Here is a 25880-nt window from a genome sequence, read left to right as displayed (position 1 = left end):
CTTTACTTATTTATCTTAAAGATATGAAAAGGTAGTGTTGGGTGCAATTCTACAAAATTCCATTCGTTATGCCAGTTGTAACTGCTTGCCGTTACTAAATCTTCAACTTGCACTCGGTGACCAGAATTTATGCCCAAATCACTTAAAGGCAATTGAATATTGGCTTGTTGTGCATAATATTGATCTAAACTAATAATTATTAATAGTTCATTAGTCTTGTCATCATTCCATTTATAAAATGCTATAAGGCTATCATTTTGAATTTCACAAAACTTAATATTATTAGTTTGTTGCAACGCTTCATTTTGATGACGAATTGCATTGATTTTTGATATTAATAACGTCAACTTACTTTCCTTAAACCAATCGTAATGGCAAATTTGAAATTTCTCAGACATATAATATTCTTCTTTCCCAGGAATGGCTTCATCTATCATCTGCTCAAATACAGGTCCATAAATTCCGATGCTAGAACTTAAAGTTGCTGCTAGCGCATAACGCTGGAGATACTTGGATTCATTAGCGCCTTGCAAATGATACGGATTTATATCTGGAGTGTTAGGCCAAAAATTTGGTTGCATATATTCGCGCTGATCCGTTTGTGTCAACTCATTCATATACTCAATAAATTCTTGCTTTGTATTTCTCCAAGTAAAATATGTATAGGACTGTGTATATCCATTTTTAGCAAGTTGATCCATCACTTTTGGCTTTGTAAACGCCTCTGCTAAGAATATTACATCTGGATGTTTTTTCTTCACATTATCAATCAACCAATTCCAAAAATAATAAGGTTTGGTATGTGGATTATCTACTCTAAAAACGTCAACTCCACAATCAACCCAATAGAGCATTGTATCTAAGCACTCATTCCAAAGGTTTTTGTAATCTTTACTTTCCCAATAAATAGGGAGAATATCTTGGTATTTTTTTGGTGGATTCTCTGCATATTGAACCGTTCCGTCTGGTCTCCATTTAAACCAATCTGGATTAGACTCAACCCAAGGATGGTCTGGTGCAGCTTGCAAAGCATAATCCATGGCAATCTCTAAATTGAGTTCTTTCGCCTTTTTAATTAATCGCTTAAAATCTTCGACAGAACCTAATTGAGGGTGAATATCTTTATGTCCTCCATCTTTTGATCCGATTCCCCAAGCAGAACCTACATCTCCTTCCTTCGCGTCAGTAGTATTATTTTTTCCTTTTCGATTCACTTCACCAATGGGATGCACAGGAGGAAAATACAACGTGTCAAATCCCATTTCTACCACTCTAGGTAATAACCGTTCACAGTCTTTAAATGTGCCGTGTTTGCCCTCAACTTCCGATGCTGAACGCGGAAAAAATTCATACCATGTGCTGAATCTGGCTTTCTTTCTATCAACATAAACCTGAAGTTCTTTAGATTCATTAGCTAGATCCTTTTCAGGATATCTTATGAATATATCATGAAGTTTAGAACTTATCGCTTCTTTAATTGCATCGTCATATTTAGCATCATGTTTAAAGCAGTCCATACAATACTGCAAATAGTCTTTTTCTTCTTTAGTTCCGCTTTTTAATAAAGGCTCTAACAAAGTAATACCTTCAAGTAATTCTGATTTTACATGTTGGTTATCGTCAATTTTTCGTTCAATACCATGCTGCCAGTTAAGCGCATGATCTACCCAACCTTGGACTTTGTATGCATAAAAACCTTGCTTTTCAACAGAAAAAGAAGCTTTCCACTCGTCATTACCAGCACCGTGCATCCTAACTTCACTCCATTTTTTAGCCTTTTCATGCTTAAATAAAACTGAAGCAGCAATAACATCATGACCATCTACAAGAACATGCGCATCTACATTTACAATTTCGTTTACAATACGTTTTATGAAAAATTCTCCACAGTTAATTTGAGGTTTAACTGAGTCAATAACAACTCGTCTTTGGTTTTGCATACTATTGGTTGATTGTTGTTTCGATTGCTAAATTAAAGTACATTATCTATAACTAAAAAATAATATCCTTGAAAAAGACACTACAACGTTTGAATTGGATAACTTTTTAAAAAAATACGATTTAGCTACTGAATAATGGTTCCTGAGGGGATATGAGCATCTTTCTTTACAACTACAATCCCATCTTTGACTAAGTAACTATCGGTTTCTTTATCTTTTAGCTTTTTTCCTCCGTTTATTCTAACGTCATCTCCTATTCTACAATTTCTATCCAAAATCACATTTTTGATAAAACAGCGTTCTCCAATACCCATAAATGTTTTTACTTTTTGAGCCTGAACATCATCTAAAGATTCGTAATGATCATTACCCATCATATAGCAATTTATGACAGTTGATTCTGATCCTATCCTTGAACGAATACCTATTACAGAACGTTCTATCTTAGCTGCATGAATTAAACAGCCATCAGCGATTACAGTTCTATCTAATAAAGTACCAGAAATTTTTGATGTTGGCAATATTCTGGCATTGGTATATATACGTTGCTTATTATCGTACAAATTAAACTGAGGAATAGCATCTGTAAGGCCTAAATTAGCTTCAAAAAAAGAATCAATATTTCCTATATCTGTCCAATAACCTTCGTATTGATAACTTAAAGTCTTATGCGTTTCAATAGCCCCTGGAATAATCTCTTTACCAAAATCTACGGTTCCATCATCTTTCATCAACTTTACTAACAAATCTCTATTAAAAATATAAATACCCATGGACGCCAAATAATGTCTTCCTTTATTTTTCATCTCGTCACTTACGTTAGACGTCCAGTCTGGTAATAAAGAAGCATCAGGTTTTTCTATAAAAGACTTAATAATATTGTTCTTATCCGTTTTCATAATACCAAATGACGTTGCGTCTTTAGCATCGACAGGATAAGTTGCGATTGATATCTCAGCTCCACTTGCTTCATGTGCTTCAATCATTTCATTAAAATCCATCTGATATAATTGATCGCCAGATAGTATTAAAGCATATTCAAAATCGTGAGACAAAAAATGATGCATACTCTGACGCACTGCATCTGCAGTTCCTTGAAACCATTCACCACTGTGAATAGTTTGCTCTGCAGCCAAAACATCGACAAAAGCTGAACTAAAAAAACTAAAATGATATGTATTTTTAATATGCTTATTTAGTGAAGCCGAATTAAACTGGGTTAATACAAACATACGCTTGATGTCTGAATTGATGCAATTTGATATAGGAATATCCACTAATCGATATTTTCCAGCTATTGGCACAGCTGGCTTAGATCTGTTCTCAGTTAAAGGATATAATCTCGAACCTTGACCACCTCCCAAAATAATACTTAAGACTTTATCGTTTATCATTTTTTGTTTATTAGAGATTTATATATAGTTTCTGTTTGTTTTGCAATGGCTCGCCAGTCAAAATATTCTTCAACTCTTGCTCTGCCATTTTTTGCCATTTTATTCTGTAATTCTTTATTATCAATCACTTTATTGACACCTTCGGCTAAATCTCTTGAGAATTGATCTGGATTTACGGGTTCAAAAGGAGCACTTGTTTGTTGTTCTAAGTTAATCAACAATCCGGTTTCGCCTTCAACAACAACTTCTTTTATACCACCAACTGCACTTGCTACAACTGCTGTTTCACATGCCATGGCTTCAATATTTATAATGCCGAAAGGCTCATAAATAGAAGGACAACAAAATACATCTGCATGAGAATAGAGTTGAATGACATCTTTTTTATCGAGCATTTTATCTATCCAAATAATATTGTCTCTTGTTTTTGATGCTTCTTTAACACTATCTTCCATTTCCTTAGCAATCTCAGGAGTATCTGGTGCACCAGCACATAAAACTATTTGCGTGTCTTCATCAATATATTTTATGGCGTTTACAAGATGTATGATTCCTTTTTGACGTGTAATTCTTCCTACGAATAAGACATAAGGTTTACTTTTATCAATGCCGTATTCCTCTAAAACTGAGGTTTCATCGACAACAACATATTCTTTTAAATCTATACCGTTGTATACGACTTCAACTTTGTTTTCATCTACATCAAAATGCTTCAAAACATCTTCTTTGGTCTCTTCGGATACAGCTATTAAGCAATCTGCCATTTCAATAGCGGTTTTTTCAATCCAAGAGGACGCATCATAACCTCTTCCTAATTGCTCTCGTTTCCATGGTCGTAAAGGTTCTAAAGAATGTGTTGTAACTACTAAAGGCACACCATAACACAATTTCGCCAAAATACCTGCAAAATGCGAATACCAAGTGTGACAATGCACGATGTCAGCATCTATAGGATTTGCGTTCATTAGCAAATCTGTGCTCAATGTTTTGAATATCGCTTTTAATTTATCGTCTGCATTATCAAAACTTGAATTTTCATACGGAAACCCTTTTACACTCAAATTGTTATTTGAAACGTCTTGATCACCAAATGCTCTGACCTCCATTTCCATTAATTTAGCAAGCTCACCTGCCAAATATTCAACATGTACTCCTGCTCCACCATAAACGTAAGGAGGAAATTCTCTGGTAAAAAATAATGCCTTCATTGAGTATTTGGTACTGTAAGTTATTAATTTAGTTAAGACCTATAAAAACTGCATATAGTTGGAAATATAGCTTAAATTTAAAACAAATTATTTAAACACTACTGTGATACATAAAAAAATGTCAATCTTAAAAATTAAATCGATTTCGTAATGAAGTAATATCGTTTTCGACTTAATATATTATTAAAAAAGCATTAAATTTAAAATATGAAAAAAGCAATATCACTATTCGTTTTAGTCTTGTTTTTTAGCTGTAATGGTTCAGCTCAAAAAAATGAGACAAAAGAGAAAGAAACTTACCCTGTTACAAAAACAGATAAAGAATGGAAAGAACAACTCACAGAAAAACAATATTATGTATTAAGAAAAGCTGGTACAGAACGCCCTTTTTCTAGTCCATTAAATAAGAACTATGAAAAAGGAGTTTATCATTGTGCGGCATGTGACACTCCTTTATTTAAGAGTGAACATAAGTTCGATTCTGGCACGGGTTGGCCAAGTTTTGACAGAGAAATTAAAGGCAATGTAGCTTACGGTACGGACAACAATTTAGGCTATAGTAGAGACGAAGAACACTGTGCTACATGTGGAGGTCATTTAGGACATGTATTTAATGATGGCCCAAAAGAAACTACAGGAAAACGTCATTGTATAAATGGAGTTGCTTTGAAGTTTGTTCCGTCTGAAGAGTAAAGTTTTCTTAATAATACGAAAGCTAAATAGCGATATAATATCTAACTATTCTAAATCTTAGTGTAATAGATATTGTATCGCTAATTTTATAGTATAAAATCTAAAGTTATGGAACAGTCTTACTTAACTAGTGCAATTAAACAATTTGAATACTATAAAAGTCTTGGTGACAAAACAATACAACAAATTACGTTTAAAGATATACAAAAAGAATTTGCTGAAGACTCTAACTCAATTTCAATTATTGTAAAACACATAGTTGGCAATATGCTTAGTCGCTGGACTAACTTTTTAACAGAAGATGGTGAGAAAGAATGGAGAAAGCGTGATGAAGAATTTATGGATACATTTACATCTAAAACTGAATTATTAGAAGCTTGGAACAACGGTTGGAATTGTTTGTTTGAAGCCATTAGACCTTTATCCGTAGTAGATTTAGAGAAAATTATTCATATAAGAAATCAAGGTCATACAGTAACTGAGGCTATTAACAGACAAATGATGCACTATGCCTATCATGTTGGACAGATTGTTTTTATTGGAAAATTAATTAAAGGTGAAAACTGGAAGTCTCTATCAATAGCAAAAGGGCGATCTAAAGCTTTCAACAAAACTAAGTTTGACCAAGATAAAAGTCGTAAGCATTTTACAGACGATCTTTAATGACATTCAATTATCAAAACCTATTTTTAAATACCTAAGAACAGTAAATTAAAAAAGAGGTTTAGGTTAAAATGCTTTTCTTCATGGAATTTAGATTTTAGTATTTGAATTTCATATTTTTGTAACTCGAAAAATTCAACTAAAAAAACTTACGCATGAGTAAATACGATATCATAGTATTAGGAAGTGGTCCTGGTGGCTACGTAACTGCAATCAGAGCATCACAATTAGGATTTAAAACTGCTGTTGTGGAAAAAGAAAGTCTAGGTGGTGTATGCTTAAATTGGGGTTGTATTCCGACAAAAGCCCTTTTAAAATCTGCTCAAGTTTTTGAATACCTTAAACATGCCGAAGATTACGGTTTAAAAGTTAAGGATGCTGAGCATGATTTTGATGCTGTTGTAAAACGTAGTCGTGGTGTTGCAGATGGTATGAGTAATGGTGTTAAATTCTTAATGAAGAAAAATAAAATTGATGTTATTGAAGGCTTTGGTAAACTTAAAACTGGAAAGAAAATTGATGTTGATGGAAAAGAATATTCTGCTGACCATATCATAATAGCTACTGGAGCGCGTTCGCGCGAATTACCAAGCTTACCTCAAGATGGTAAAAAAGTAATTGGCTACAGACAAGCCATGACTTTAGAAAAACAACCAAAAAAGATGATTGTTGTTGGTTCTGGTGCTATTGGTGTTGAATTCGCATATTTCTACAATTCGATGGGAACTGAAGTAACCATAGTAGAATACCTAGATAAAATTGTACCTGTTGAAGACGATGAAGTGTCTAAACAATTAGAACGCAGCTTTAAAAAGTCTGGAATAAAAATAATGACTTCTGCAGAAGTAACTTCGGTTGACACCTCTGGCAAAGGAGTTAAGGCTACTGTAAAAACTAAAAAAGGTGAAGAAGTATTAGAAGCTGATATTGTTTTATCTGCTGTTGGTATTAAATCTAATATTGAAAATATAGGATTAGAAGATGTTGGTATTGCTGTTGACAGAGACAAAATTTTAGTCAATGATTATTATCAAACAAATATTCCAGGTTATTATGCCATTGGAGATGTTACTCCTGGACAAGCCTTGGCACATGTTGCTTCTGCTGAAGGTATTCTTTGTGTAGAAAAAATTGCAGGACAGCATGTAGAAGCATTAGACTACGGAAATATTCCTGGATGTACGTATTGCTCACCAGAAATAGCAAGCGTTGGTTTAACTGAAGCTCAAGCAAAAGAACAAGGATTAGATGTAAAGATTGGAAAATTTCCATTCTCTGCCTCTGGTAAAGCCAGTGCTGGTGGAAATAAAGATGGCTTTGTAAAAGTAATCTTTGATGCTAAATATGGCGAATGGTTAGGTTGCCATATGATTGGTGCAGGTGTTACGGATATGATTGCTGAAGCTGTTTTAGGCAGAAAGTTAGAAACTACAGGACACGAAGTATTAAAAGCAGTACATCCTCACCCAACGATGAGTGAAGCTGTTATGGAAGCTGTTGCAGCTGCTTATGATGAAGTTATTCATCTTTAAACTAGAAACTAGAAACTAGAAACTAGAAACTAGAAACTAGAAACTAGAAACTAGAAGAAAATATAAAAATGCGATTCAATTATGAATCGCATTTTTTAGTTTAAAACTTAAAACCAGACCTTAGCATAAAACTACTTTTGTTTCCGTAGTTGTAATTATAAACACTACCTGTGTTGTTGATTTGGTAACTAAACACTCCTTGAATGTAGGTATTTCTGTTGACATCGTATTGCAACCCAGTGGAAGCTGAAACTCCGACATCTGCTGATATACCTTGTTGCATTCTGTAAAAATCTAACTTTACACCAGATAACAGACTTAATTTATCTGACAACTTTACTTTTAATAGTAGAGGCACTTCTATTAATCCAACTTCGGCATTTACAAATTCAAATTGTCTTGCTGTTAAAGCGATATCATCCGTTAAAAAAATACCGTTAATTGCTAAGTTCCAATCTTGATTTGCTAAATCATCTTGTAAAGTTTTAAAATGTGATATGTTTTGCTGTTGTTGTGCAATTACAATATTTGAAAATAAAAATATTGCGAATAGATACTTCATGATTTTTAATATCAATTGGTTAGATACCAAATTTACAACTCTAAAGTGTTAAAGAGTTATAAGTAAATCGCAAAAGAAGGTTAATATTTAGATGAACTCTATAGTTTATAGCCAAATCCTAAGAACACTATATTTGGGGAAAGTTCTTCAAAACCAAGTGCATATTTCATGTGTAAGCTTAATGAAGAAGAAAATTCATAATCTAAACCAAGGTCTACTCTAACTTTAAATTTGTTTGAGAAAAAATCGAAGAAATAATTTAAACTTGGACCAACAAGAATATTAAAATCGGGTCTAATAGCATATTTTAAATATATAGGTGCATTTAAAAATCTAAAGTCGCTAATACCTATATATAACAATTCTGGCTGGAGATGAAATCCATTTTCAATTTCAAAGTCCGCAAAAACACCTCCGTAATAACCAACTTCTGTATCTGGATTTGTACCAAAATCCCCTTCAGTTACTTTAAAAAAGGTGAAATTCAAACCTCCCTTAATACCTATTTCTGTTTGTGATTGTATTGATAAACTCAAAAGCAAAAGTAATATCAAGAGGAGAAATCGCTTTTTCATATCAATCCATAAAACTCTGAATCGCTAACTCATAACTTTGTAAACCAAATCCAAGCACTACTCCTTTCGCGTTAGGTGAAATATAGGATTGATGTCTAAATTCTTCTCTTGAAAATGTGTTAGAAATGTGCACTTCTACAACTGGAGTCGTTATAGCCTTAACTGCATCACCAATACCTACTGAGGTATGTGTGTAAGCTGCTGCATTTAAGATTATACCATCATAAGAAAAACCAACTTCTTGTATTTTATCAATGAGTTCACCTTCAACATTAGATTGAAAATGCTCTAGTGAAACGCTTGGATACTTTTTTACGATAGTATCAAAAAACTCAGTAAAGCTTAAATTACCGTATATGTTTGTTTCACGCTTACCTAATAAATTAAGGTTTGGTCCATTTATGATTATTAGTTTTTTCATAGGGTAAAGATAATAAAACCTGTTGGCAAGCAGACAGGCATAACCAAAAAAAACCGAAGTAAATACTTCGGTTTTTTCAATATACTTTTTATAATCTAGAAGAAATAACCAACACCTATCTGAATAACACTATTTTTATATTCCGCGCCACTAGTTTCTAAATCAGGATCATCTATATTATCTGACAAACCAAAATTATAACGCGCTGAAAAGTTTAATCCATTATCTAGTTTATAACCCAGTCCAAAATTAATACCAAAATCAGTACTTTTTATGGAGTCTTTAATATCATCCTCTTGGTCTCCATATTCATCTTTAGCGCTTAAGAGAAATCCTATTTGTGGTCCAGCCTCAACACTAAAACCTTCAACTAGATAATATTTTGCCATTAATGGAACGTTTAAGTAATTTACTTTAACGGTACCTTCAAAACTTTCACCATCAAAGATTTCCTTATAATCTGATCCTTGAGAAGAAAACAACAGTTCTGGTTGAAATGAGAATTGTTCTGAAATTTCTATTTCCGCAACTGCACCAAAAAACAATGATGTTCTACCATCAAAGCTATCTACCATCTCACCTGTAATATCCGATAAGTTTACACCTGCTTTAGCACCAAAAGTAACCTGTGCATTTACAACAGCAATACCAAAAATTGCTGAAACAAAAAATAATAGTACTTTTTTCATAATAAAAGTTTATTGATTAATATTATGCAAAGCTAGAAGTAGTTTAAAGCAACTACAATGATATTGGTCAGTCTAAATGTAGTGAAGAGAAAACGGTGCTATTTTAAAATTTAGGCTATAAAAAAACCGAAGCTGTTAGCTTCGGTTTTAAATTATAAGGTTGACAAAATTAGAATTTATAAGTAATACCAAAATCGATATTAGATAAATCTAAATTTAATCCAAAATTAGTTGAAGCATCATCAGCACCATCTAATTTTGAACTAGCATAAGACAATGCACCAATTGAAGCTCTTAAAGCTATACAGTCTGAAACAAAATAGTTCACACCTGGCGCAACAGCAAATCCAAAAGTGTTAAATTTTGCTTCACCACCACCATTAAATTCTTCTTTAGATGTTTGATAAGCTACACCAGCTCCAAGAGTAAAAGAAAATTGACCTGCTGGAGTAAAGAAATACGTAGCACCTAATCCGCCACCAAAACTTGATGTTTTATCGTCATTTGCATCTTCTCCAGAACCGATTAATAAATTAACTTCTAAAGCTATGTTATCTGAAATAAAGAAGCCAACCGCAGGTGAAAACTCTAAAGAATTAGATTTAGCTTCACCAAATTTAGCGCTATTAAATCCAATTGAACCACTAGCATAGACATCGCCATTAGCAAAACCACCTGTAGTTTTATCATCTTGTGCATTAATGTTTGTAAATCCGAAAACTGCAACAGCAGCCATAAGTAATAATTTTTTCATAATTGTAAGTTTTGTTTAAAATTAATTTGGACGGCAAATCTATACAATAAGAAGATTACAAACAAGTAAATTCCTATAAATTAATTCACTTTATCCTAATAAATATTCTTTTTATCTGTTTTTTTAAGTAATATAAGATTCTCACTAAGACAATATTTAGGTCTCTTAACACCATCATTTTTACTAAGCATAAAAAAACCGAAGCGTTAACTTCGGTTTTAATAAAATATAATTATGCTTATGTCTTACCAAGCGTAACCTATAGATAATCCTAAGCGCGGAAGTATACCATCTACCGTTAGACTATCAATATCTCCACTTGTACTGACATTAATATATTGTACACCTAAATTAAGGTCTAATGCAAAACCAGTTGCATTTCCACCAAATACCCATTGGTAGCCACCAATGACACCAGCACCAAAAATATTAACTTTTCCTTCTTCACTTCCAGATCCACCAGAAATACTAGAATAGCTTACAACAGGTGCGCCATACCAACCTCTAGGTGCGTCATTAGAAGAAGAGAAATATAATTTATATTTTCCTTCTGCTCCAAAACCATTAACCTTAGCTTCTTCTCCACTAGAAAAATTAGCATTAAGATTTGTGTAAGCCAAAGATAATTCCACAGAACTACCCTCATTTAACACGCGCTCATAAGAAAATTGAGCAGATCCAAATATTAGTCCCAGAGGATTAACTTTTACTACATTCTCTTGCGCATTAACATTTGCAAAAGCAAAAACTGCAAACGCAGCTAAAAATAATTTTTTCATAATTATTAAGTTTTAAAATTGATTAACACAAACTAAAGCCTTTTTTTCCTAATAATTAAGTTTTTTATAGAGGTTATTAACAATAATATGAACATTATATTTTAAATAGTTGTTTTTCAGTAAATTACTTAAATGGTTATTAACAATTTTAATAAAACCACACAGGCATTTTCATAATTCTAGCCTTTAAATAACTAAATTTAACCATGAAATGGGAGCAAGCAATAAAAGATTATAGAAATTATCTACAAATAGAACGTGGCTTGTCTAAAAACTCCATTGAAAACTATAGCTATGATATAAAAAAATTGATACGATATTTAAATAAAAATTCCATAGCTGTATCTCCTGTAAATATTGATAATGATATAGTTAAACAGTTCATTTATTCCATTTCAAAATCGATTAATGCAAGGTCGCAAGCTAGATTAATCTCTGGTCTTCGTAATTTCTTTGACTATTTGATTTTTGAAAACTATAGAGAAACAAATCCTTTAGACTTAATTGAGTCGCCGCGTATTGGAAGAAAATTGCCGGATACATTATCAGTAAATGATATTGACAATTTAATAAACGCTATAGATTTAAGCTATCAATACAATGGAGTGAATCTTGGGGAACGCAATAGAGCAATCATAGAAACTTTGTACAGTTGCGGTCTTAGAGTAAGTGAACTTATAGAACTTAAAATTTCAGATTTATTTTTTGATGAAGGTTTTATTAAAGTTACTGGTAAAGGTGATAAGCAACGTTTTGTGCCTATAGGACCGACTACACAAAAGTATATTACTATTTGGAGAGACATTAGAAATCACATTACAGTAGATGTAAACTCCAAAGATATTTTATTTTTAAATTATAAAGGAAAAAAGCTAACACGTGCTATGATTTTTACAGTTATAAAAAAGCTTGTAGAAAAATCTGGCTTAAATAAAAATGTCTCACCTCATACTTTTAGACACTCCTTTGCGACACATTTATTAGAGAATGGTGCAGACCTTAGAGCTATACAGATGATGCTTGGTCATGAGAGTATTACTACGACAGAAATTTATATGCATGTGGATCGCTCTCATTTGAGTGATGTCCTAAACAAGTTTCATCCTCGAAAATAAAAAAGACAATCTATTTGTAGATTGCCTTTTAATAAATGAAATCGATAAATTCTTACTTTGCAATATTAACAGCTCTAGTTTCTCTAATTACGGTTACCTTAACTTGACCAGGATACGTCATATCCGTTTGAATTTTCTGAGAAATCTCAAAAGATAAACTTGCAGCTTTATCATCAGATACCTTTTCGCTTTCAACAATAACACGTAATTCTCTACCTGCTTGTATTGCATAAGCTTTTTTAACTCCTGTAAACCCAAAAGCGACATCTTCTAAATCTTTAAGTCGCTGTATATAAGAATCTAAAACTTGTCGTCTTGCACCAGGTCTAGCACCAGAAATAGCATCACATACTTGAATAATAGGAGACAATAACGTCGTCATTTCTATTTCGTCGTGGTGTGCGCCAATAGCATTACAAACTTCAGGTTTTTCTCCGTGCTTCTCTGCCCATTGCATTCCTAAGATGGCATGAGGTGTTTCTATATCTGCTTCAGAAGAAGGTACTTTTCCTATATCATGTAAAAGTCCTGCTCGCTTTGCCAATTTAGGATTTAAGCCTAATTCTGCTGCCATAACACCACACAGTTTAGCCACTTCTCTAGAGTGTTGCAATAAGTTTTGTCCATAAGAAGAACGGTATTTCATACGTCCTACCATTTTAATCAATTCAGGATTTAATCCATGAATTCCTAAATCTATAACTGTACGCTTACCAACTTCTATAATTTCTTGCTCAATCTGCTTCTCTGTTTTCTTTACAATTTCCTCGATTCGTGCAGGATGTATTCTTCCGTCCGTTACCAATTTATGTAAAGACAAACGCGCAATTTCACGCCTCACGGAATCAAAACACGATAAAATAATAGCTTCTGGTGTGTCGTCTACAATAATCTCAACTCCAGTTGCTGCTTCAATAGCTCTAATATTACGTCCTTCTCTGCCAATGATTCTACCTTTTACATCATCAGACTCTATATTAAAAACAGATACGCAATTGTCAATAGCCTCTTCTGTCCCTATACGCTGTATGGTATTAATAATAATCTTCTTAGCTTCTTGTTGAGCAGTTAATTTTGCTTCCTCTACTCGATCTTGTATAAAACTCATTGCATCGGTTTTAGCTTCCTCTTTTAAAGATTCAACTAATTGCTCTTTGGCTTCCTCTGCGGATAATGAAGAAATAACTTCTAGTTGTTTTATTTGGCTTTTGTGAGCCTTCTCAAGTTCATCTTTTTTCTTCTCTATAAACTCAAGCCTGAAGTCATAGTCTTTGATTTTAGCATCCAGTGATTGATTGGTTTTTTTAGATTTTGAAAGCTCATTTGAAATTTGAGATTCTTTATCTCTAATACGTTTTTCAGCATCTGCCATTTTTTTGTCACGAGAGAGAATAACTTTTTCGTGCTCAGCTTTTAGCTCGATAAACTTTTCTTTTGCTTGAAGTATTTTATCTTTTTTTAAGGATTCAGCATCAGATTTTGCTTGCTTTAATATAGATTTTGCTTCGCTTTCTGCATTAGAAATTAGTTTTGAAGATTTACCTTTCTCTAATGATTTTGCTATAATATATCCTAGTATCACTCCTAATACTACTCCTCCAACTATATATATAATTGTGTTAGTGTCCATGTTTATTGTTTAGTTTAGTATATAAAAAAAGCCTACATCAGTTATCGGTTTTGTATAAACTCCTTAAAAACAAGTTTAGGGCTAACAAGCTGATCAAAAATCTGTCTAAGACACTGAAACAAGTTCAGCACTAACAGCACGATTTTACAACTTCAACTCACCCTTTTTAAAGAATTAACGTTGAGTTTATCAAAAAATGTAACTAATGTAGGCAGTAACCTTTTATTTTAAAGAACGTACGAGTTAAATATGCTGTTTTAAAAGTTCATTTAAAGCCTCTAGCTTTTCTTGCACTTCTTCATTTACATACTCTTTATCTATTGACTTTTGCTCTACTTGAGCTGCAAATTGCAAGGCACACATGGCCAAAACATCTTGCTTATCTCTTACAGAGTAATTCTGCTCAAACTGTCCAATCATAGCCTCAATTTTCTTTGTGGCTTTGCGTAAACCTTCTTCTTGACTTGGATTAATCGTTAATGGATAAACCCTATTTGCTATAGAAAGTTTAATTTTTAATTGTTCTGACATTTAGTCTAATTTACAACATTATTCTGAGAGTTGTCCAATACAATGGTCAATATCTCTAATAAGTGCATTTATTTTGAGCTTCGTTTCTCGTTTATTTTCGTCACTACCAAGCATTGAATTTGCTATTTTGAGCGTATCATACTTTTCTACCCAAGATCCTAATTCTTCTTGTTGTTCTAAAAGTTTTTGTTGTTGCTGTTCTAATTGTTCTGAGAGTTTAGCGTTGGTTTGTTTTAAAACCTCTTGCTTGTGTAAAATCTTACTGATTTTATTCTCTAATGCATCAACAATGTCTTCTATTTTACTCATTAAAGTAATTCAATACTATTTAAACAAAGTTAACATACCTAATCAAAAAACACAATTCTTTTACAATTATTTTTAATATGAATAACATCGTTAAAACTAATCCGTTAACTAAAATAATAATCTATTAACATTTGTATATCGCTATCAAATTAATATTTTAGCTACAATTGTCATTGTATGAAAAAAATTTTGCTCCTTTTTCTTATATCTTGTTCTGTTTACTCACAATCAGAATATCCTCAAGATTATTTTAGAAATCCATTAGATATTACACTTGTTCTTTCTGGGACATTTGCTGAGTTGCGCTCGTCTCATTTTCATGGTGGACTAGATATTAAGACTCAAAGAAAGCAAGGCTTAAAAGTTTATACCGCGGCCGAAGGTTATGTTAGCAGAATCAAGGTTTCTCATTTTGGGTATGGAAAAGCAATCTATGTTACTCATCCTAATGGTTACACAACTGTCTATGGTCATCTACAAAAATTCTCAAAACGTATAGAGCAATATATTAAAGACTGCCAATACGAAAAAGAAAGCTTTGAAGTTGAAATGTTTCCAACTACAGAAGAATTATTGGTAGAACAGGATGAAGTTATTGGTTATTCAGGTAATACTGGCAGTTCAGGTGGTCCTCATTTGCATTTTGAAATAAGAGATAATCAAGAACGACCAATGAATCCTATGCTATTTGGTATCGATGTAAAAGACACTAAAGCACCTTTCGTTTCGGCAGTATATGCCTATCCTAAGGATGAAAACGCGATAATTAACGGTAAGAATGAACGTGTTCCGCTGCGATTAATCCCTCAAAAAACTGGCGACTACGAGGTTGAAAAAATTTCTGCTTATGGAAATATTGGTTTTGGTATTACCTCTTACGATAAGCAAGATTTAGCGCCAAATAATAATGGTGTTAGTAATATTCAGACTTTTTTTAACGGTAATAAAAGTTTAGAAATAGATTTTAAGCGTTTTAGCTTTGATGAATCTAAGCACATTAAACGCTTAATTGATTATGAGTATTTTAAAAATAAGAAATCTAGAATCCAGAAGTTATTTATTCAAAAAAACAACCCTTTGAGTTTATATAAAGATGCTAATGACAATGGTTATATTAAGGTTGAAGACAGCACGTCTTCAATCTATAAAGTTAGAATAAGAGATTTCAAGGGTAATGAGACTTGGATAACAATTCCTGTTAACGGCAAATATGAGGTTATTGAAAAAGAAATCGATGAAGATCTATCAAATAAATCGTTGGTTTATAGCGATAAGGCCACAACGCTAAACTCTGAAAATATTACTGTTAACTTTTATGGTAACACGTTATACGACGACACCCTTATAGATTTTAAAGTTGCTTCTGACACGTTGTATCTGCACGAAGACAATATCCCATTACAAAAGAATTTTTATATAAATTATGATTTAAGTAACTACAAATCTGAACATCAAGATAAAATTTATATTGCTAGATTATATGGATATTATAAAAAGCCTTATTATGTTTCCACTAAAAGAAAAGGTAATATCATAAGTGCTGGCAGCAAAGAGTTTGGGACTTATGCTTTAGCAATGGATACTGTTGCACCAACCATAAAACCAGTCAACTTTCACGATAAAAAATGGTTAAGTAAATATCGTTTCTTAAAAGTGAAAATTGAAGATGAATTATCTGGAATTAGTAAATACCGAGCTACGGTAAATGGTAGGTGGATTTTAATGGAGTACGATTATAAAACCGAGATGCTTACACACGATTTTAATGATAACATCGTTAAGGACACTAAGAACGAATTAAAAATAATTGTTACAGATAATGTTGGAAATAGCTCTACATTTGAAGCAACATTTTTTAGAAAATAAAACTAAACTATTTGAAACGCTTACATTTTATAGTTCTATTGAGCTTACTTTTTAGTGCGCTATCCTTCTCACAGTCTGCAATTATTAGAGGTGTTATTTTAGACGAAAGTAATAACCCAATTAAGGATGTTAACATTAAGGCCAGCACTGGTGAAGGTACTGCAACCAATGATAACGGTTTTTATGAGCTTAAGATTCCGTTTGGCATTGAAGTTACAGTGGTATTCACACACATTTCTCATAAACGAATTGAGCAGAAATTCAATTTAAAAAACGGTCAGGAAATAGAGTATAATCCTGTGATGCTAGTTGAAGTAGAACAAATCGCAACTGTTGTTATTAATACAAACACAAGGCAATCTGTTGATGGAGTCACTTCCATTTCCCCACAAATGATTAGAACAATTAAAGGAGCACAACCTGGTGTTGAGAATATTTTAAAAACCTTACCTGGAGTTAATATTTCAAACGAATTGAGTACACAATATTCGGTAAGAGGTGGAAATTTTGATGAAAACCTTGTTTATGTTAACGAAATTGAAGTCTACAGACCTTTTTTAATTCGTTCTGGTAATCAAGAAGGTTTAAGCTTTGTGAATACGGATTTAGTGCAAAATGTAGATTTTTCCGCCGGTGGTTTTCAGGCAAAATATGGAGATAAACTATCTTCAGTTTTAGATATTTCTTATAGAAATCCTATTGACTTTGGAATTAGAACAGATTTAAGTTTACTTGGCGGAAGCATTGCAGCCGAAACAGTATCAAAAGATGGTAAGTTTTCTGGAATTGCAGGTGTGCGCTACAGAGATAATAGTTTAATCTTAAATAATCTTGAAACGGAAGGCAATGTAGAACCTGTTTTTGCAGATGCACAAACATATTTAACGTACCGTTTTTCGAGCAAGTTTCATTTAAGTTTTTTAGGGAATATTTCTTTAAACAAATATAACTTTCAACCAGAAAATAGACAAACTAATTTTGGCACATTACAAGAACCTGTAGCCCTTTTAGTCTTTTACGATGGACAAGAAAAAGATCAATATCAAACGTATTTTGGTGCATTTAAAGCTAGTTACTTTGCAAATGATGATTTAACTCTAAAATTAATTGCTTCAGCTTATCACACAGTTGAGCAAGAATACTTCGATATTTTTGCACAATACCGCTTAGGCGAAGTAAATACTAATATTGGTGATGAGAATTTAGGTGAAGTAGAATTTAGTGAAGGTATTGGCTCGCAATTAACGCATGCACGTAACGATTTAGATGCCTTTATAGTTAATGCAGAACACAGAGGTGACTACAAAATCGGTGAGGAAAGTACTATCGAATGGTCTGCTAAATACACTCACGAAGATATAAGAGATAGACTCGTGGAATACGAAGTCATTGATTCTGCCGGATTCTCTATTCGTCCTCCTAATTTTAGTCAACCCAACCTTCAACCCTATGAACCGTTTTCTGGGCCTTTAACAGCTTTTGAGAATATAAGAGCATTAAACAAAGTTCAAATAGACCGTTTACAAGCATTTGTTCAATATAGTAAGCGTACTGAATGGGGAAATAATGAAGTGTTTTATAATGTTGGTGTAAGAACACATAGTTGGACAGTTAATGGTGAGGGTACTGAAAGTTCTTCTCAAACAGTTTTTAGTCCTAGAGCGCAATTTGCAATAAAGCCAGATTGGGAAAAGGATATGCTCTTTAGAGTTGCTGGTGGTTTATATTATCAACCGCCGTTTTACAGAGAATTAAGAGATTCATCAGGTGTCGTTCAACCTAATGTAAAAGCACAAAAATCGTTTCATATTGTATTAGGTAACGAATACAGTTTCGAGATTTGGGACAGACCATTCAAATTAGTCACTGAGGCTTACTACAAAGGTTTATCTGATGTAAACCCTTACACGCTTGAAAACGTTAGAATTCGTTATAGAGCAGATAATAATGCAAAGGCCTATGCTTATGGTTTAGATATGCGACTTAATGGGGAATTTGTTCCAGGAACAGAATCTTGGTTTAGTTTTGGATATCTTAAAACTGAAGAGAATATTGATAATCGAGGCTATATAGCTAGACCAACCGATCAACGTTTAAAGTTTGGAGTGTTGTTTCAGGATTATGTGCCAAATATGCCAGATTTAAAGATGTATTTAAACTTGGTTTACAACACAGGTGTACCTGGCGGTTCGCCTAGCTATGCAGATCCCTATGACTATCAAATAAGATTGCGTGATTATAGACGTGCAGATTTGGGTATATCATATGAATTAATCAATCCTGAAAAAACATATAATTCGAATTGGAAAAAATCCTTTAAAGCACTTTCTATTGGTTTTGAAATATATAATATGTTTAATAACCAAAACTCAATTACCAATACTTGGGTGAGAGATGTATATACCAAGCGACAATTTGCTATTCCGAATTTTTTAACACCTCGTGTTTTTAATGTGAGGTTGTCTGCTAAGTTTTAAAAGCACGCTCTATTAAGAATTAACAAACGCATTTAATACAGAGATCACATAATCTAACTCCGCCTTCGTATTAAAAATACTGAAAGAAAAGCGCACTGAAGGTTTACTTAGACTTTCTTCATCAAGTATAGCAGTCAGCACATGAGAGTTTTGTGAGCTTCCACTCTGACAAGCACTTCCTTTAGAACAAGCAATCCCCTTTAAATCGAGCTGAAATTGCAACATTGGTGCTTTTTCTGGAGCAATAGGTAAACATATATTCACTAATGTGTAGGTACTATTTGAAACGTTCTCACAACCTCCATTAAAACTTAGTCCAGGTATATTATTTTTCACGTTTTGAATGAAATATGCTTTTAAATCTGATACATACTTCTTTTCGATATCAAGATTTTTATATGCTATTTTAAGTGCTTCGTCCATACCAACAATGTTATGTATAGATTCTGTACCTGCTCTATAACCTCTCTCCTGCTCACCACCAAAAATTAGAGGTTTTAGTCCAGAATCTTTTCTTACAAAACAAAATCCAACACCTTTTGGACCATGAAATTTATGAGCACTTGCCGCTAAAAAATCAATAGAAATTTTGTCTAAATCAATCTTATAATGTCCAACAGATTGCACAGCATCTGTATGAAACAATGCATCATTATTTTTACATAAGCTGGCAACACGTTCAATATCTAAAATATTGCCAATTTCATTATTAATGTGCATTAAGCTTACAACAGCCTTTTTAGAAGATTGCAAAAGCTGCTCTAAATGTTCGTAATTGACTAAACCACAATCATCTAAATCAACATATATTATTTCTACATCATACTCTTTTTTCAATTGTTCCACGGTATGCAAAACGGCATGGTGCTCAATTTTTGAAGTAATAATTTCAGTAATACCTAAATCCCTTACAACACTACGCAAAGCCAAATTATCTGCTTCAGTTCCCCCAGAAGTAAAAATAATTTCAGCTGCAGACACATTAAAATGAGCTGCTATATTTTTTCGGCATTGTTCTAAAAGTGCTTTTGATGAACGTCCAAAGCTATGGATTGAAGAAGCATTTCCGTAGCTTTCTTGTAGTACTTGTGTCATTCGTTCAACCACTTCTGGTCGCAATGCTGTCGTTGCTGCGTTATCTAAATATACTGAGTCCATCTTGCAAAAATATTGTAAATAAAATTATTTAGTCAATGGAGCGTTATAATTTTACAAATCGTTTATTTTTGTTCAAAATTGAAGCTATGATACGTCGTTTTTCTTTACTCTTTTGTTTAATCTTTTTGGTGGCTTGTGATGATGGTGATATTATGACTGTTGATCTTAACTTTGAAGGTGATTTAGAAAGTTGTGATGATTTTGAGAATTCTTATTTAGTTTTTGATACGCGTAGCGATCCTAATGAAGCTCTTATTTTAATATTTGACAGAAATGACACTACCGATGCTTTGTTTACAACACCAACAACAGTTGATGTGCCTGAAGAATTACTGATTAATGAGACTAATGTTAGATTTATTTACAGATCATATAACAGATCTGTTAATATAAACGATATATGTGCAATTGTATCTCCTGGAGATTTAACTATAGTTGAAGACTATGAAGCCGATAGCGGAACTGTTGACGTTACAGTTACGATAGTAGATGATGATAATGATGGTATTCCAAGTGAATTTGAATACGGTCCTGGAGGTTTAGCCGATCCTCAAGACTCAGACCTTGATGGTATTCCTGATTATTTAGATGAAGATGATGATAATGATAATGTAAAAACTATTAATGAAATTGATAATAGTGATGGTGATAATGATCCAACTACAGCACCATTAAATACTGATGGTGACTTGCCAAATGGTGATGAAATACCTGATTATTTAGATACTGACGATGATGGAGATGGTGTGTTAACACGATTAGAAGATGAAGATGGAGATATGAATCCTTTAAACGATACTAGTGATAACAATGGAGTTTTAATTGCTCATTATCTTAATAATATAGAGGTTATAGATTATGGTGATCCTGGATTAAGTGATGACAATGCATACACAAGAACAGTAACTACTCACTTCCTTGTAAAGGATATAGATGTTGAAATTTTAAGAGCTACAGAAGTAGACCTAGGCACATTAATAACCACAATTGCAGATTACCCACAAGAAGATTAAGGTTCAACATTTTGAAAAATCCTAACTTCGGTTGCTCCTAAACCATAAGTTTTATAATCTGCATCATAAAACTTTACATTATTATAGCGACCAAATAAGGTTTCTAGTTCTTGACGAAGTACTCCTTCTCCTACTCCGTGAATAAACACAATTTTAGGAATGCGCTTTCTTATGGCAAACTCTAATTGTCCTCTAGCCGTATCTAATTGTAGATTTAGCATATCGTAATTCGTCATACCTTTTGTAGATTCCGTTAGGTGATGGATATGCAAGTCGACTTCAAATTTTGGAGCATGTCGCTCCTTTGGTTTTACTGATGGTACAGTTCTTCTTTTTTTAGTCTCCTTTTCTTTTTTTACAGCCTCAATGTCAGAATTATAGATTGCATTATCTATGGTGGCCTCATTAGAAGAAATCATCAACTCATTAGCTTCAAACTGAAATTCAAATCCATCATCATCTTCTATAGTAATTGTATTTCCTAAGATCTTCGTTACAACTCCAGAAATATTGTCATCAATAGTTTCAACGGTATCGCCAAGTTTAATCTTCATCTTCAGACTTAATAAAAGTTTCCTCTTCTTCATTATCGTATTTACTGGGAATATTTCGAGAAACTCTATAAATCCCGAACATCAGTAATACAATGCCTCCCATCAATAAATAGGTGTTTTGCCTTACTTCAGCTTGTGCATATAAAGCAATAGCACCACCAACAACGATACATATAAAGTTTATAAGTCTAGAAATATTCATAATATAGAATTGAAATACAATACAAAAATACGGTTTACAATAATTTAGAGATGATATTATAAAAGTATTTAGCAAATTCTTAATTTAGCAGTATGCAGTTACTTATAAAAGGACTTGAAGACTACATGCTACCATGCATAAATAAAAAGTATTTTGGCTTTGAATGTCTGGGCTGTGGACTTCAGCGCTCTGCTGTACTACTTGTAAAAGGACAATTTGTAGATGCTTTTTTAATGTATCCAGCAATTTATACCATAATTGCCCTCTTCGGTTTTCTAATCGTCAATCATTTCAAAAATTTTAAATTTGGAAATAAAATTATTATTATCTTGGCATTGCTGAACGTGTTTACTATCATAGGCAGTTATTTACTTAAACTTTATCTTAATTAAAATAAATTATGGAACAACAAAAACTACCTAATGCAACCACATCTATTGTACTCGGAAGTATCTCATTCATATGCTGCTGCTTTAGTGCTGGTATTGGAGGTATAATACTATCTGGTATTGCGCTTTTCTTAACCAAAAAGGATGAAAGCTTATATGCACAACAACCAGATCTTTACAGTAATTTTAGTCAAGTAAAAACTGCAAAAATCATTGCTATAATTGGTTTAGTGATAGCTGTGTTAACTCTTCTATATACTATTTATAATATTTATTCAATAGGTGGATGGGAAGCTTATATGGAACAAACAAAAGATATTTACAGACAAATGGGTATTGAAATAGAATAATATTTTAAACATTAATAAAAAAGCGATTTTCTTAATTGAAAATCGCTTTTTTTTATCCATATCTTGAAGCTAAAATTTAAACTTCAAATTCTTTCAATGTATTAATTATAATAGATACACAATCTAGTAATTGCTCTTCAGTCATTACTAAAGGAGGTGCAAAACGGATGATATTACCATGTGTTGGTTTTGCCAACAAACCATTATCTCTCAACCTTAAACAAATGTTCCAAGCTGTATCACTATCTTCATCGTCATTAATTAAAATAGCATTAAGCAATCCTTTACCTCTTACAAGATTTACAATAGAACTTGTTTTAATATACTTGTTTAGTTCTGCTCTAAAAAGCTTACCTAGATAATCTGCATTTTCAGCCAATTTTTCATCTCTAACAACTTCTAAAGCAGCAATTGCGACCGCAGCCGCTATTGGATTGCCTCCAAATGTACTTCCATGGTTTCCTGGTTGAATAACATTCATAATCTCATTATTAGCCATTACGGCAGATACTGGATATAAACCGCCACTAAGTGCTTTTCCAAGAATTAAAACATCTGGTTTAACGTCTGGTGTACCAGAACAATTTTTATCTGCACAACTACAATTACCGCAAGTTGCCAATAAACGTCCTGTACGTGCTATACCTGTTTGCACTTCGTCTGCGATAAATAATACATTATATTTTTCGCATAAAGCTTTTGCGTCTCTTAAATAGTTTTCGCTAGGTACATAAACACCTGCTTCACCTTGTATTGGTTCTACTAAGAAACCAGCAACATTTGGATTAGAACTTAATACATCCTCAAGAGCCTGTAAGTTATCATACTCTATTTTTATAAATCCATCTGTGTAAGGTCCAAAATTTTTACGAGCTACAGGATCGTTAGAAAACGATATAATTGTTGTTGTTCTACCATGGAAATTGTTATCGCAAACAATGATTTCAGCTTTATTTAAGTCAATACCTTTTACCTCGTAAGCCCATTTTCTACAAAGCTTTAAAGCAGTTTCTACTGCTTCTGCTCCAGAATTCATTGGTAGCATCTTGTCGAACTTAAAAAACTCAGTTGCATACTTTTCATAACGCCCAAGCATATCGTTATAAAAAGCTCTTGACGTTAAAGTTAAACGTTGAGCCTGTTCGGTCATTGCATTGACAATTTTTGGATGACAATGTCCTTGGTTTAATGAAGAATATGCGGACAAAAAGTCGTAATACTTTTTACCTTCTACATCCCAAACGTAAACACCTTCTCCTTTACTCAATACTACTGGTAATGGATGATAATTTTGCGCTCCGTACTTGTTTTCTAGTGCCATCGCTTCTTGCGATGAAATGTGGTCTAAAACAGCCATTTTAATTTGTTTTTAAAGGTTACTATCCATAAAAATGGATATATAAAATGTCCATTCCTTATCTACCTTTATCCTTTCGAAGAGTCCGAAAATTCAGCGTGGGAAAGAAATCATCCCTAGAGGCATGCAAATTACTAAATATAACTGTGATTTAAAACTTAGTCTGATATTTTTCCTGAGAGAGATGAAACCTGCAGTTCAAGTCTTTTTATTTCTCTAGTCAAAGCATTTCTATGAATTTGCATCCAAGCATAAACCTTTAGCATACTCATTGTCATAAAACAAATAAAAAATCCTGCTATCCAAAGTATTAGATCGTTAGTGTTTTCGACATCAAAGGTTTGTATCAAACAGTAAATCATTAATCCAAATGCAATAATATTTATTATATGCATAACGACTGTAAACCATAAGTTTTTTCCCTTATATAAACCTGCAATCATTGCAAATACTCCTTGTTCATCTAGAGAATCATAAAACTTAGCTTCCTCTTGCGTTAGTGTGTCCTTAATTAATTTGTCTATGTCTTCCATATTAGTTTTCATAATCTGTATGTTTTAAAATTGTTTTTAATTTTTCTCTTGCATGAAACAGCCTCGACTTGGCAGTACCAATTGATATGTCTTGCAAATCACTTATTTGTTTTAAACTATAGGATTCTATATAAAAAAGTCTAACTATAGTTTTTTGATTAATTGGCAATTCATTTACCCCTTTTAAAAGTATTAGCTTTAACTGATCGTTTTCTGAATACTTAGTTTCATCACCTTGAATTTCAACCTCATATTCAAGAGTATTCCTTCTTTTTTTTGATTGTAATCGTAACCAATCTGTTGCTTTATTGCATACAATTCTGAAAGCCCAATATTTAAATTGTTTAGGCTCTTTTAAATGAGCTATCTTATTGATAATAATTGCCCAACTATCTTGTGCTATATCTTTTGCAACATCCTTATCCTTAACTAGCCAATAAGCCTTATCACAGAATGATTTGTGCCATCGCTTTACCAATTCAGCAAGTGCTTTTTTATCACCAGCTTTATACGCTTCAACTAATTTCTCATCTATGCTTTGGTCAGTTTTCAATTAAGCATGTTTAGTTTGAAATGATTTTCCTTTATAAGCCTCTCTTAAGAGTTTAACCCAAAAACTATATTTTGTTTCTTTTTTGTTACCAGTTAAAAAATGATTTTCAACTTTATCAAAAGCATCTTCAATTAAAGCGTCATGAAGCCAACGGGTAACGAATACCCAAAGTAAAGTAGCTTTAAAGGTTGGATTGGATTTAATTTCATGACTAATTATTGTCTTATTCTGATTTATTTCTTCAATTTTTAATTCGTGCGTACCAATAAATCCTACAGGCTTTGAAAACTGAAATTTAATATGCTCACCTTCTTTAAACTCAATAATAGAATAACGCACCAGACCATGACCACCTTTGCTTCCAACGTACAATCCATCCTTAAATCGAATAGCTGGCCAGTTTTCATATGGCCAAACTAAATCGTTCCGAGTAGATAATGTTTTAAATAATTGTGACACCTTACCTATAGGCTGATTGATGATACGTTTATGAATATTTATAACTCTCATACTCTAAAGACGCAGAATATTTAGAAAGGTTCAATTTTTACTAAATTCTTTTAAAGATAAACTAAAATATACTCATACATTTTGGCCTATCTATATATCTTTGCACCCAAATTAATTGTATAA

The 25880-nt window shown here is 32.7% G+C and carries 28 protein-coding genes and 1 other RNA gene; 9 read left to right on the top strand and 20 right to left on the bottom strand.

Translation table 11 applies throughout. The features are described 5' to 3' along the window. Positions 1–2 precede the first annotated feature (2 nt). The 3 genes from Q0822_RS14170 to glgA form a co-directional block, all read right to left on the bottom strand. Positions 3–1940: an alpha-1,4-glucan--maltose-1-phosphate maltosyltransferase gene (locus Q0822_RS14170; RefSeq protein ID WP_299124754.1), complete on the bottom strand. Its 1938-nt coding sequence runs from the start codon at positions 1938–1940 to the stop codon at positions 3–5. A gap of 125 nt (positions 1941–2065) precedes the next feature. Beyond that, the gene (locus Q0822_RS14165) at positions 2066–3334 is read right to left on the bottom strand and encodes a glucose-1-phosphate adenylyltransferase (RefSeq protein ID WP_299124752.1); all 1269 of its coding nucleotides are present in this window, start codon (positions 3332–3334) and stop codon (positions 2066–2068) included. After that, entirely contained in the window at positions 3331–4542 is a 1212-nt protein-coding gene (gene glgA / locus Q0822_RS14160) for a glycogen synthase (protein ID WP_299124751.1), read from the bottom strand. The genes Q0822_RS14165 and glgA overlap by 4 nt, the downstream gene beginning before the upstream one ends. 207 nt (positions 4543–4749) lie before the next feature. Between glgA and msrB the strand changes: the two genes are divergently transcribed. The 3 genes from msrB to lpdA all read left to right on the top strand — a co-directional run bounded on the left by msrB (position 4750) and on the right by lpdA (position 7430). Next, the gene (gene msrB, locus Q0822_RS14155; protein WP_299124750.1) at positions 4750–5235 is read left to right on the top strand and encodes a peptide-methionine (R)-S-oxide reductase MsrB; all 486 of its coding nucleotides are present in this window, start codon (positions 4750–4752) and stop codon (positions 5233–5235) included. Positions 5236–5343: 108 nt separating this feature from the next. Further along, positions 5344–5898 (top strand): DUF1572 family protein, encoded by a 555-nt coding sequence (locus tag Q0822_RS14150; protein ID WP_299124749.1) that lies wholly within the window; start codon positions 5344–5346, stop codon positions 5896–5898. 155 nt (positions 5899–6053) lie between these two features. After that, positions 6054–7430, top strand: coding sequence for a dihydrolipoyl dehydrogenase (gene lpdA, locus Q0822_RS14145; RefSeq protein ID WP_299124748.1), 1377 nt, complete (start codon positions 6054–6056; stop codon positions 7428–7430). A gap of 100 nt (positions 7431–7530) precedes the next feature. Here the strand turns inward: lpdA and Q0822_RS14140 are convergent, their stop codons facing one another. From Q0822_RS14140 to Q0822_RS14115, 6 genes are all read right to left on the bottom strand, one after another. After that, the gene (locus Q0822_RS14140) at positions 7531–7992 is read right to left on the bottom strand and encodes a hypothetical protein (RefSeq protein WP_299124747.1); all 462 of its coding nucleotides are present in this window, start codon (positions 7990–7992) and stop codon (positions 7531–7533) included. 98 nt (positions 7993–8090) lie between these two features. Further along, positions 8091–8567: an outer membrane beta-barrel protein gene (locus tag Q0822_RS14135; RefSeq protein ID WP_299124746.1), complete on the bottom strand. Its 477-nt coding sequence runs from the start codon at positions 8565–8567 to the stop codon at positions 8091–8093. A 1-nt stretch (position 8568) separates the two neighbouring features. Then, the gene (aroQ, locus tag Q0822_RS14130; protein ID WP_299124745.1) at positions 8569–8988 is read right to left on the bottom strand and encodes a type II 3-dehydroquinate dehydratase; all 420 of its coding nucleotides are present in this window, start codon (positions 8986–8988) and stop codon (positions 8569–8571) included. 95 nt (positions 8989–9083) lie between these two features. Further along, complete coding sequence (locus Q0822_RS14125) at positions 9084–9677, bottom strand: porin family protein (RefSeq protein WP_299124744.1); 594 nt, start codon at positions 9675–9677, stop codon at positions 9084–9086. A gap of 169 nt (positions 9678–9846) precedes the next feature. Continuing rightward, positions 9847–10431: an outer membrane beta-barrel protein gene (locus tag Q0822_RS14120; protein WP_299124743.1), complete on the bottom strand. Its 585-nt coding sequence runs from the start codon at positions 10429–10431 to the stop codon at positions 9847–9849. A gap of 245 nt (positions 10432–10676) precedes the next feature. Beyond that, entirely contained in the window at positions 10677–11210 is a 534-nt protein-coding gene (locus Q0822_RS14115) for a DUF3575 domain-containing protein (RefSeq protein WP_299124742.1), read from the bottom strand. 206 nt (positions 11211–11416) lie between these two features. Between Q0822_RS14115 and xerA the strand changes: the two genes are divergently transcribed. After that, positions 11417–12325: a site-specific tyrosine recombinase/integron integrase gene (gene xerA, locus Q0822_RS14110; protein ID WP_299124741.1), complete on the top strand. Its 909-nt coding sequence runs from the start codon at positions 11417–11419 to the stop codon at positions 12323–12325. A 52-nt stretch (positions 12326–12377) separates the two neighbouring features. On the opposite strand, the gene rny is transcribed toward xerA, so the two are convergent. The 4 genes from rny to Q0822_RS14090 all read right to left on the bottom strand — a co-directional run bounded on the left by rny (position 12378) and on the right by Q0822_RS14090 (position 14795). Beyond that, positions 12378–13955, bottom strand: coding sequence for a ribonuclease Y (rny, locus tag Q0822_RS14105; RefSeq protein ID WP_299124740.1), 1578 nt, complete (start codon positions 13953–13955; stop codon positions 12378–12380). 56 nt (positions 13956–14011) lie between these two features. Continuing rightward, positions 14012–14141, bottom strand: a non-coding RNA gene (ssrS, locus tag Q0822_RS14100) — 6S RNA. A 57-nt stretch (positions 14142–14198) separates the two neighbouring features. Beyond that, on the bottom strand, positions 14199–14486 hold the full coding sequence (locus Q0822_RS14095) for a cell division protein ZapA (RefSeq protein ID WP_299124739.1): 288 nt from the start codon (positions 14484–14486) through the stop codon (positions 14199–14201). An 18-nt stretch (positions 14487–14504) separates the two neighbouring features. Continuing rightward, positions 14505–14795, bottom strand: coding sequence for a hypothetical protein (locus Q0822_RS14090; protein WP_299124738.1), 291 nt, complete (start codon positions 14793–14795; stop codon positions 14505–14507). 177 nt (positions 14796–14972) lie between these two features. On the opposite strand from Q0822_RS14090, the gene Q0822_RS14085 reads away from it, so the two are divergent. Beyond that, positions 14973–16661: a M23 family metallopeptidase gene (locus Q0822_RS14085; protein WP_299124737.1), complete on the top strand. Its 1689-nt coding sequence runs from the start codon at positions 14973–14975 to the stop codon at positions 16659–16661. An 11-nt stretch (positions 16662–16672) separates the two neighbouring features. Continuing rightward, positions 16673–19138: a carboxypeptidase-like regulatory domain-containing protein gene (locus tag Q0822_RS14080; RefSeq protein WP_299124736.1), complete on the top strand. Its 2466-nt coding sequence runs from the start codon at positions 16673–16675 to the stop codon at positions 19136–19138. Positions 19139–19150: 12 nt separating this feature from the next. Here Q0822_RS14080 and Q0822_RS14075 read toward each other — a convergent pair whose 3' ends face one another. Beyond that, positions 19151–20296 (bottom strand): cysteine desulfurase family protein, encoded by a 1146-nt coding sequence (locus tag Q0822_RS14075; RefSeq protein WP_299124735.1) that lies wholly within the window; start codon positions 20294–20296, stop codon positions 19151–19153. Between the two features lie 35 nt (positions 20297–20331). Between Q0822_RS14075 and Q0822_RS14070 the strand changes: the two genes are divergently transcribed. Next, positions 20332–21309 carry a hypothetical protein gene (locus Q0822_RS14070; protein ID WP_299124732.1) on the top strand — a complete coding sequence of 326 codons (978 nt, stop codon included), beginning with the start codon at positions 20332–20334 and terminating at the stop codon, positions 21307–21309. Here Q0822_RS14070 and Q0822_RS14065 read toward each other — a convergent pair. After that, on the bottom strand, positions 21306–21863 hold the full coding sequence (locus tag Q0822_RS14065; RefSeq protein ID WP_299124729.1) for a Smr/MutS family protein: 558 nt from the start codon (positions 21861–21863) through the stop codon (positions 21306–21308). The genes Q0822_RS14070 and Q0822_RS14065 overlap by 4 nt on opposite strands. Further along, positions 21853–22065, bottom strand: a complete 213-nt coding sequence (locus Q0822_RS14060; RefSeq protein ID WP_299124726.1) for a hypothetical protein — start codon at positions 22063–22065, stop codon at positions 21853–21855. The genes Q0822_RS14065 and Q0822_RS14060 overlap by 11 nt, the downstream gene beginning before the upstream one ends. Positions 22066–22157: 92 nt before the next feature. Between Q0822_RS14060 and Q0822_RS14055 the strand changes: the two genes are divergently transcribed. Beyond that, a complete protein-coding gene (locus Q0822_RS14055; RefSeq protein ID WP_299124724.1) occupies positions 22158–22457 on the top strand; it encodes a DUF2752 domain-containing protein in 300 nt (99 codons plus the stop codon). Between the two features lie 8 nt (positions 22458–22465). Then, positions 22466–22804, top strand: a complete 339-nt coding sequence (locus tag Q0822_RS14050) for a CCC motif membrane protein (protein WP_299124723.1) — start codon at positions 22466–22468, stop codon at positions 22802–22804. 76 nt (positions 22805–22880) lie between these two features. Here the strand turns inward: Q0822_RS14050 and rocD are convergent, their stop codons facing one another. The 4 genes from rocD to Q0822_RS14030 all read right to left on the bottom strand — a co-directional run bounded on the left by rocD (position 22881) and on the right by Q0822_RS14030 (position 25757). Further along, positions 22881–24161, bottom strand: a complete 1281-nt coding sequence (gene rocD / locus Q0822_RS14045; protein WP_299124721.1) for an ornithine--oxo-acid transaminase — start codon at positions 24159–24161, stop codon at positions 22881–22883. A 158-nt stretch (positions 24162–24319) separates the two neighbouring features. After that, positions 24320–24706 carry a DUF6768 family protein gene (locus Q0822_RS14040; protein ID WP_299124719.1) on the bottom strand — a complete coding sequence of 129 codons (387 nt, stop codon included), beginning with the start codon at positions 24704–24706 and terminating at the stop codon, positions 24320–24322. Beyond that, positions 24696–25247, bottom strand: coding sequence for an RNA polymerase sigma factor (locus tag Q0822_RS14035; RefSeq protein ID WP_299124718.1), 552 nt, complete (start codon positions 25245–25247; stop codon positions 24696–24698). The genes Q0822_RS14040 and Q0822_RS14035 overlap by 11 nt, the downstream gene beginning before the upstream one ends. After that, complete coding sequence (locus Q0822_RS14030) at positions 25248–25757, bottom strand: hypothetical protein (RefSeq protein ID WP_299124717.1); 510 nt, start codon at positions 25755–25757, stop codon at positions 25248–25250. It abuts the gene before it with no gap. Positions 25758–25880: the final 123 nt, after the last annotated feature.

Source organism: uncultured Winogradskyella sp. (assembly GCF_947496485.1).
Taxonomy (GTDB): Bacteria; Bacteroidota; Bacteroidia; order Flavobacteriales; family Flavobacteriaceae; genus Winogradskyella.
The sequence above is the reverse complement of the archived record's forward strand: the minus strand, read 5'-3'. Positions and strand labels throughout refer to the sequence as shown.

Excerpts from the sequence above, each read along its gene's own strand:
- xerA (WP_299124741.1), top strand. The coding sequence starts at position 11,417 with ATGAAATGGGAGCAAGCAATAAAAGATTATAGAAATTATCTACAAATA.
- Q0822_RS14030 (WP_299124717.1), bottom strand. The coding sequence starts at position 25,757 with ATGAGAGTTATAAATATTCATAAACGTATCATCAATCAGCCTATAGGT.
- Q0822_RS14170 (WP_299124754.1), bottom strand. The coding sequence starts at position 1,940 with ATGCAAAACCAAAGACGAGTTGTTATTGACTCAGTTAAACCTCAAATT.
- Q0822_RS14120 (WP_299124743.1), bottom strand. The coding sequence starts at position 10,431 with ATGAAAAAATTATTACTTATGGCTGCTGTTGCAGTTTTCGGATTTACA.
- msrB (WP_299124750.1), top strand. The coding sequence starts at position 4,750 with ATGAAAAAAGCAATATCACTATTCGTTTTAGTCTTGTTTTTTAGCTGT.
- Q0822_RS14060 (WP_299124726.1), bottom strand. The coding sequence starts at position 22,065 with ATGAATATTTCTAGACTTATAAACTTTATATGTATCGTTGTTGGTGGT.
- Q0822_RS14070 (WP_299124732.1), top strand. The coding sequence starts at position 20,332 with ATGGAGCGTTATAATTTTACAAATCGTTTATTTTTGTTCAAAATTGAA.
- aroQ (WP_299124745.1), bottom strand. The coding sequence starts at position 8,988 with ATGAAAAAACTAATAATCATAAATGGACCAAACCTTAATTTATTAGGT.
- Q0822_RS14135 (WP_299124746.1), bottom strand. The coding sequence starts at position 8,567 with ATGAAAAAGCGATTTCTCCTCTTGATATTACTTTTGCTTTTGAGTTTA.
- Q0822_RS14095 (WP_299124739.1), bottom strand. The coding sequence starts at position 14,486 with ATGTCAGAACAATTAAAAATTAAACTTTCTATAGCAAATAGGGTTTAT.
- Q0822_RS14075 (WP_299124735.1), bottom strand. The coding sequence starts at position 20,296 with ATGGACTCAGTATATTTAGATAACGCAGCAACGACAGCATTGCGACCA.
- Q0822_RS14085 (WP_299124737.1), top strand. The coding sequence starts at position 14,973 with ATGAAAAAAATTTTGCTCCTTTTTCTTATATCTTGTTCTGTTTACTCA.
- Q0822_RS14165 (WP_299124752.1), bottom strand. The coding sequence starts at position 3,334 with ATGATAAACGATAAAGTCTTAAGTATTATTTTGGGAGGTGGTCAAGGT.
- Q0822_RS14090 (WP_299124738.1), bottom strand. The coding sequence starts at position 14,795 with ATGAGTAAAATAGAAGACATTGTTGATGCATTAGAGAATAAAATCAGT.
- rny (WP_299124740.1), bottom strand. The coding sequence starts at position 13,955 with ATGGACACTAACACAATTATATATATAGTTGGAGGAGTAGTATTAGGA.
- Q0822_RS14140 (WP_299124747.1), bottom strand. The coding sequence starts at position 7,992 with ATGAAGTATCTATTCGCAATATTTTTATTTTCAAATATTGTAATTGCA.
- Q0822_RS14040 (WP_299124719.1), bottom strand. The coding sequence starts at position 24,706 with ATGAAAACTAATATGGAAGACATAGACAAATTAATTAAGGACACACTA.
- Q0822_RS14115 (WP_299124742.1), bottom strand. The coding sequence starts at position 11,210 with ATGAAAAAATTATTTTTAGCTGCGTTTGCAGTTTTTGCTTTTGCAAAT.
- Q0822_RS14050 (WP_299124723.1), top strand. The coding sequence starts at position 22,466 with ATGGAACAACAAAAACTACCTAATGCAACCACATCTATTGTACTCGGA.
- Q0822_RS14125 (WP_299124744.1), bottom strand. The coding sequence starts at position 9,677 with ATGAAAAAAGTACTATTATTTTTTGTTTCAGCAATTTTTGGTATTGCT.
- rocD (WP_299124721.1), bottom strand. The coding sequence starts at position 24,161 with ATGGCTGTTTTAGACCACATTTCATCGCAAGAAGCGATGGCACTAGAA.
- Q0822_RS14055 (WP_299124724.1), top strand. The coding sequence starts at position 22,158 with ATGCAGTTACTTATAAAAGGACTTGAAGACTACATGCTACCATGCATA.
- lpdA (WP_299124748.1), top strand. The coding sequence starts at position 6,054 with ATGAGTAAATACGATATCATAGTATTAGGAAGTGGTCCTGGTGGCTAC.
- glgA (WP_299124751.1), bottom strand. The coding sequence starts at position 4,542 with ATGAAGGCATTATTTTTTACCAGAGAATTTCCTCCTTACGTTTATGGT.
- Q0822_RS14065 (WP_299124729.1), bottom strand. The coding sequence starts at position 21,863 with ATGAAGATTAAACTTGGCGATACCGTTGAAACTATTGATGACAATATT.
- Q0822_RS14150 (WP_299124749.1), top strand. The coding sequence starts at position 5,344 with ATGGAACAGTCTTACTTAACTAGTGCAATTAAACAATTTGAATACTAT.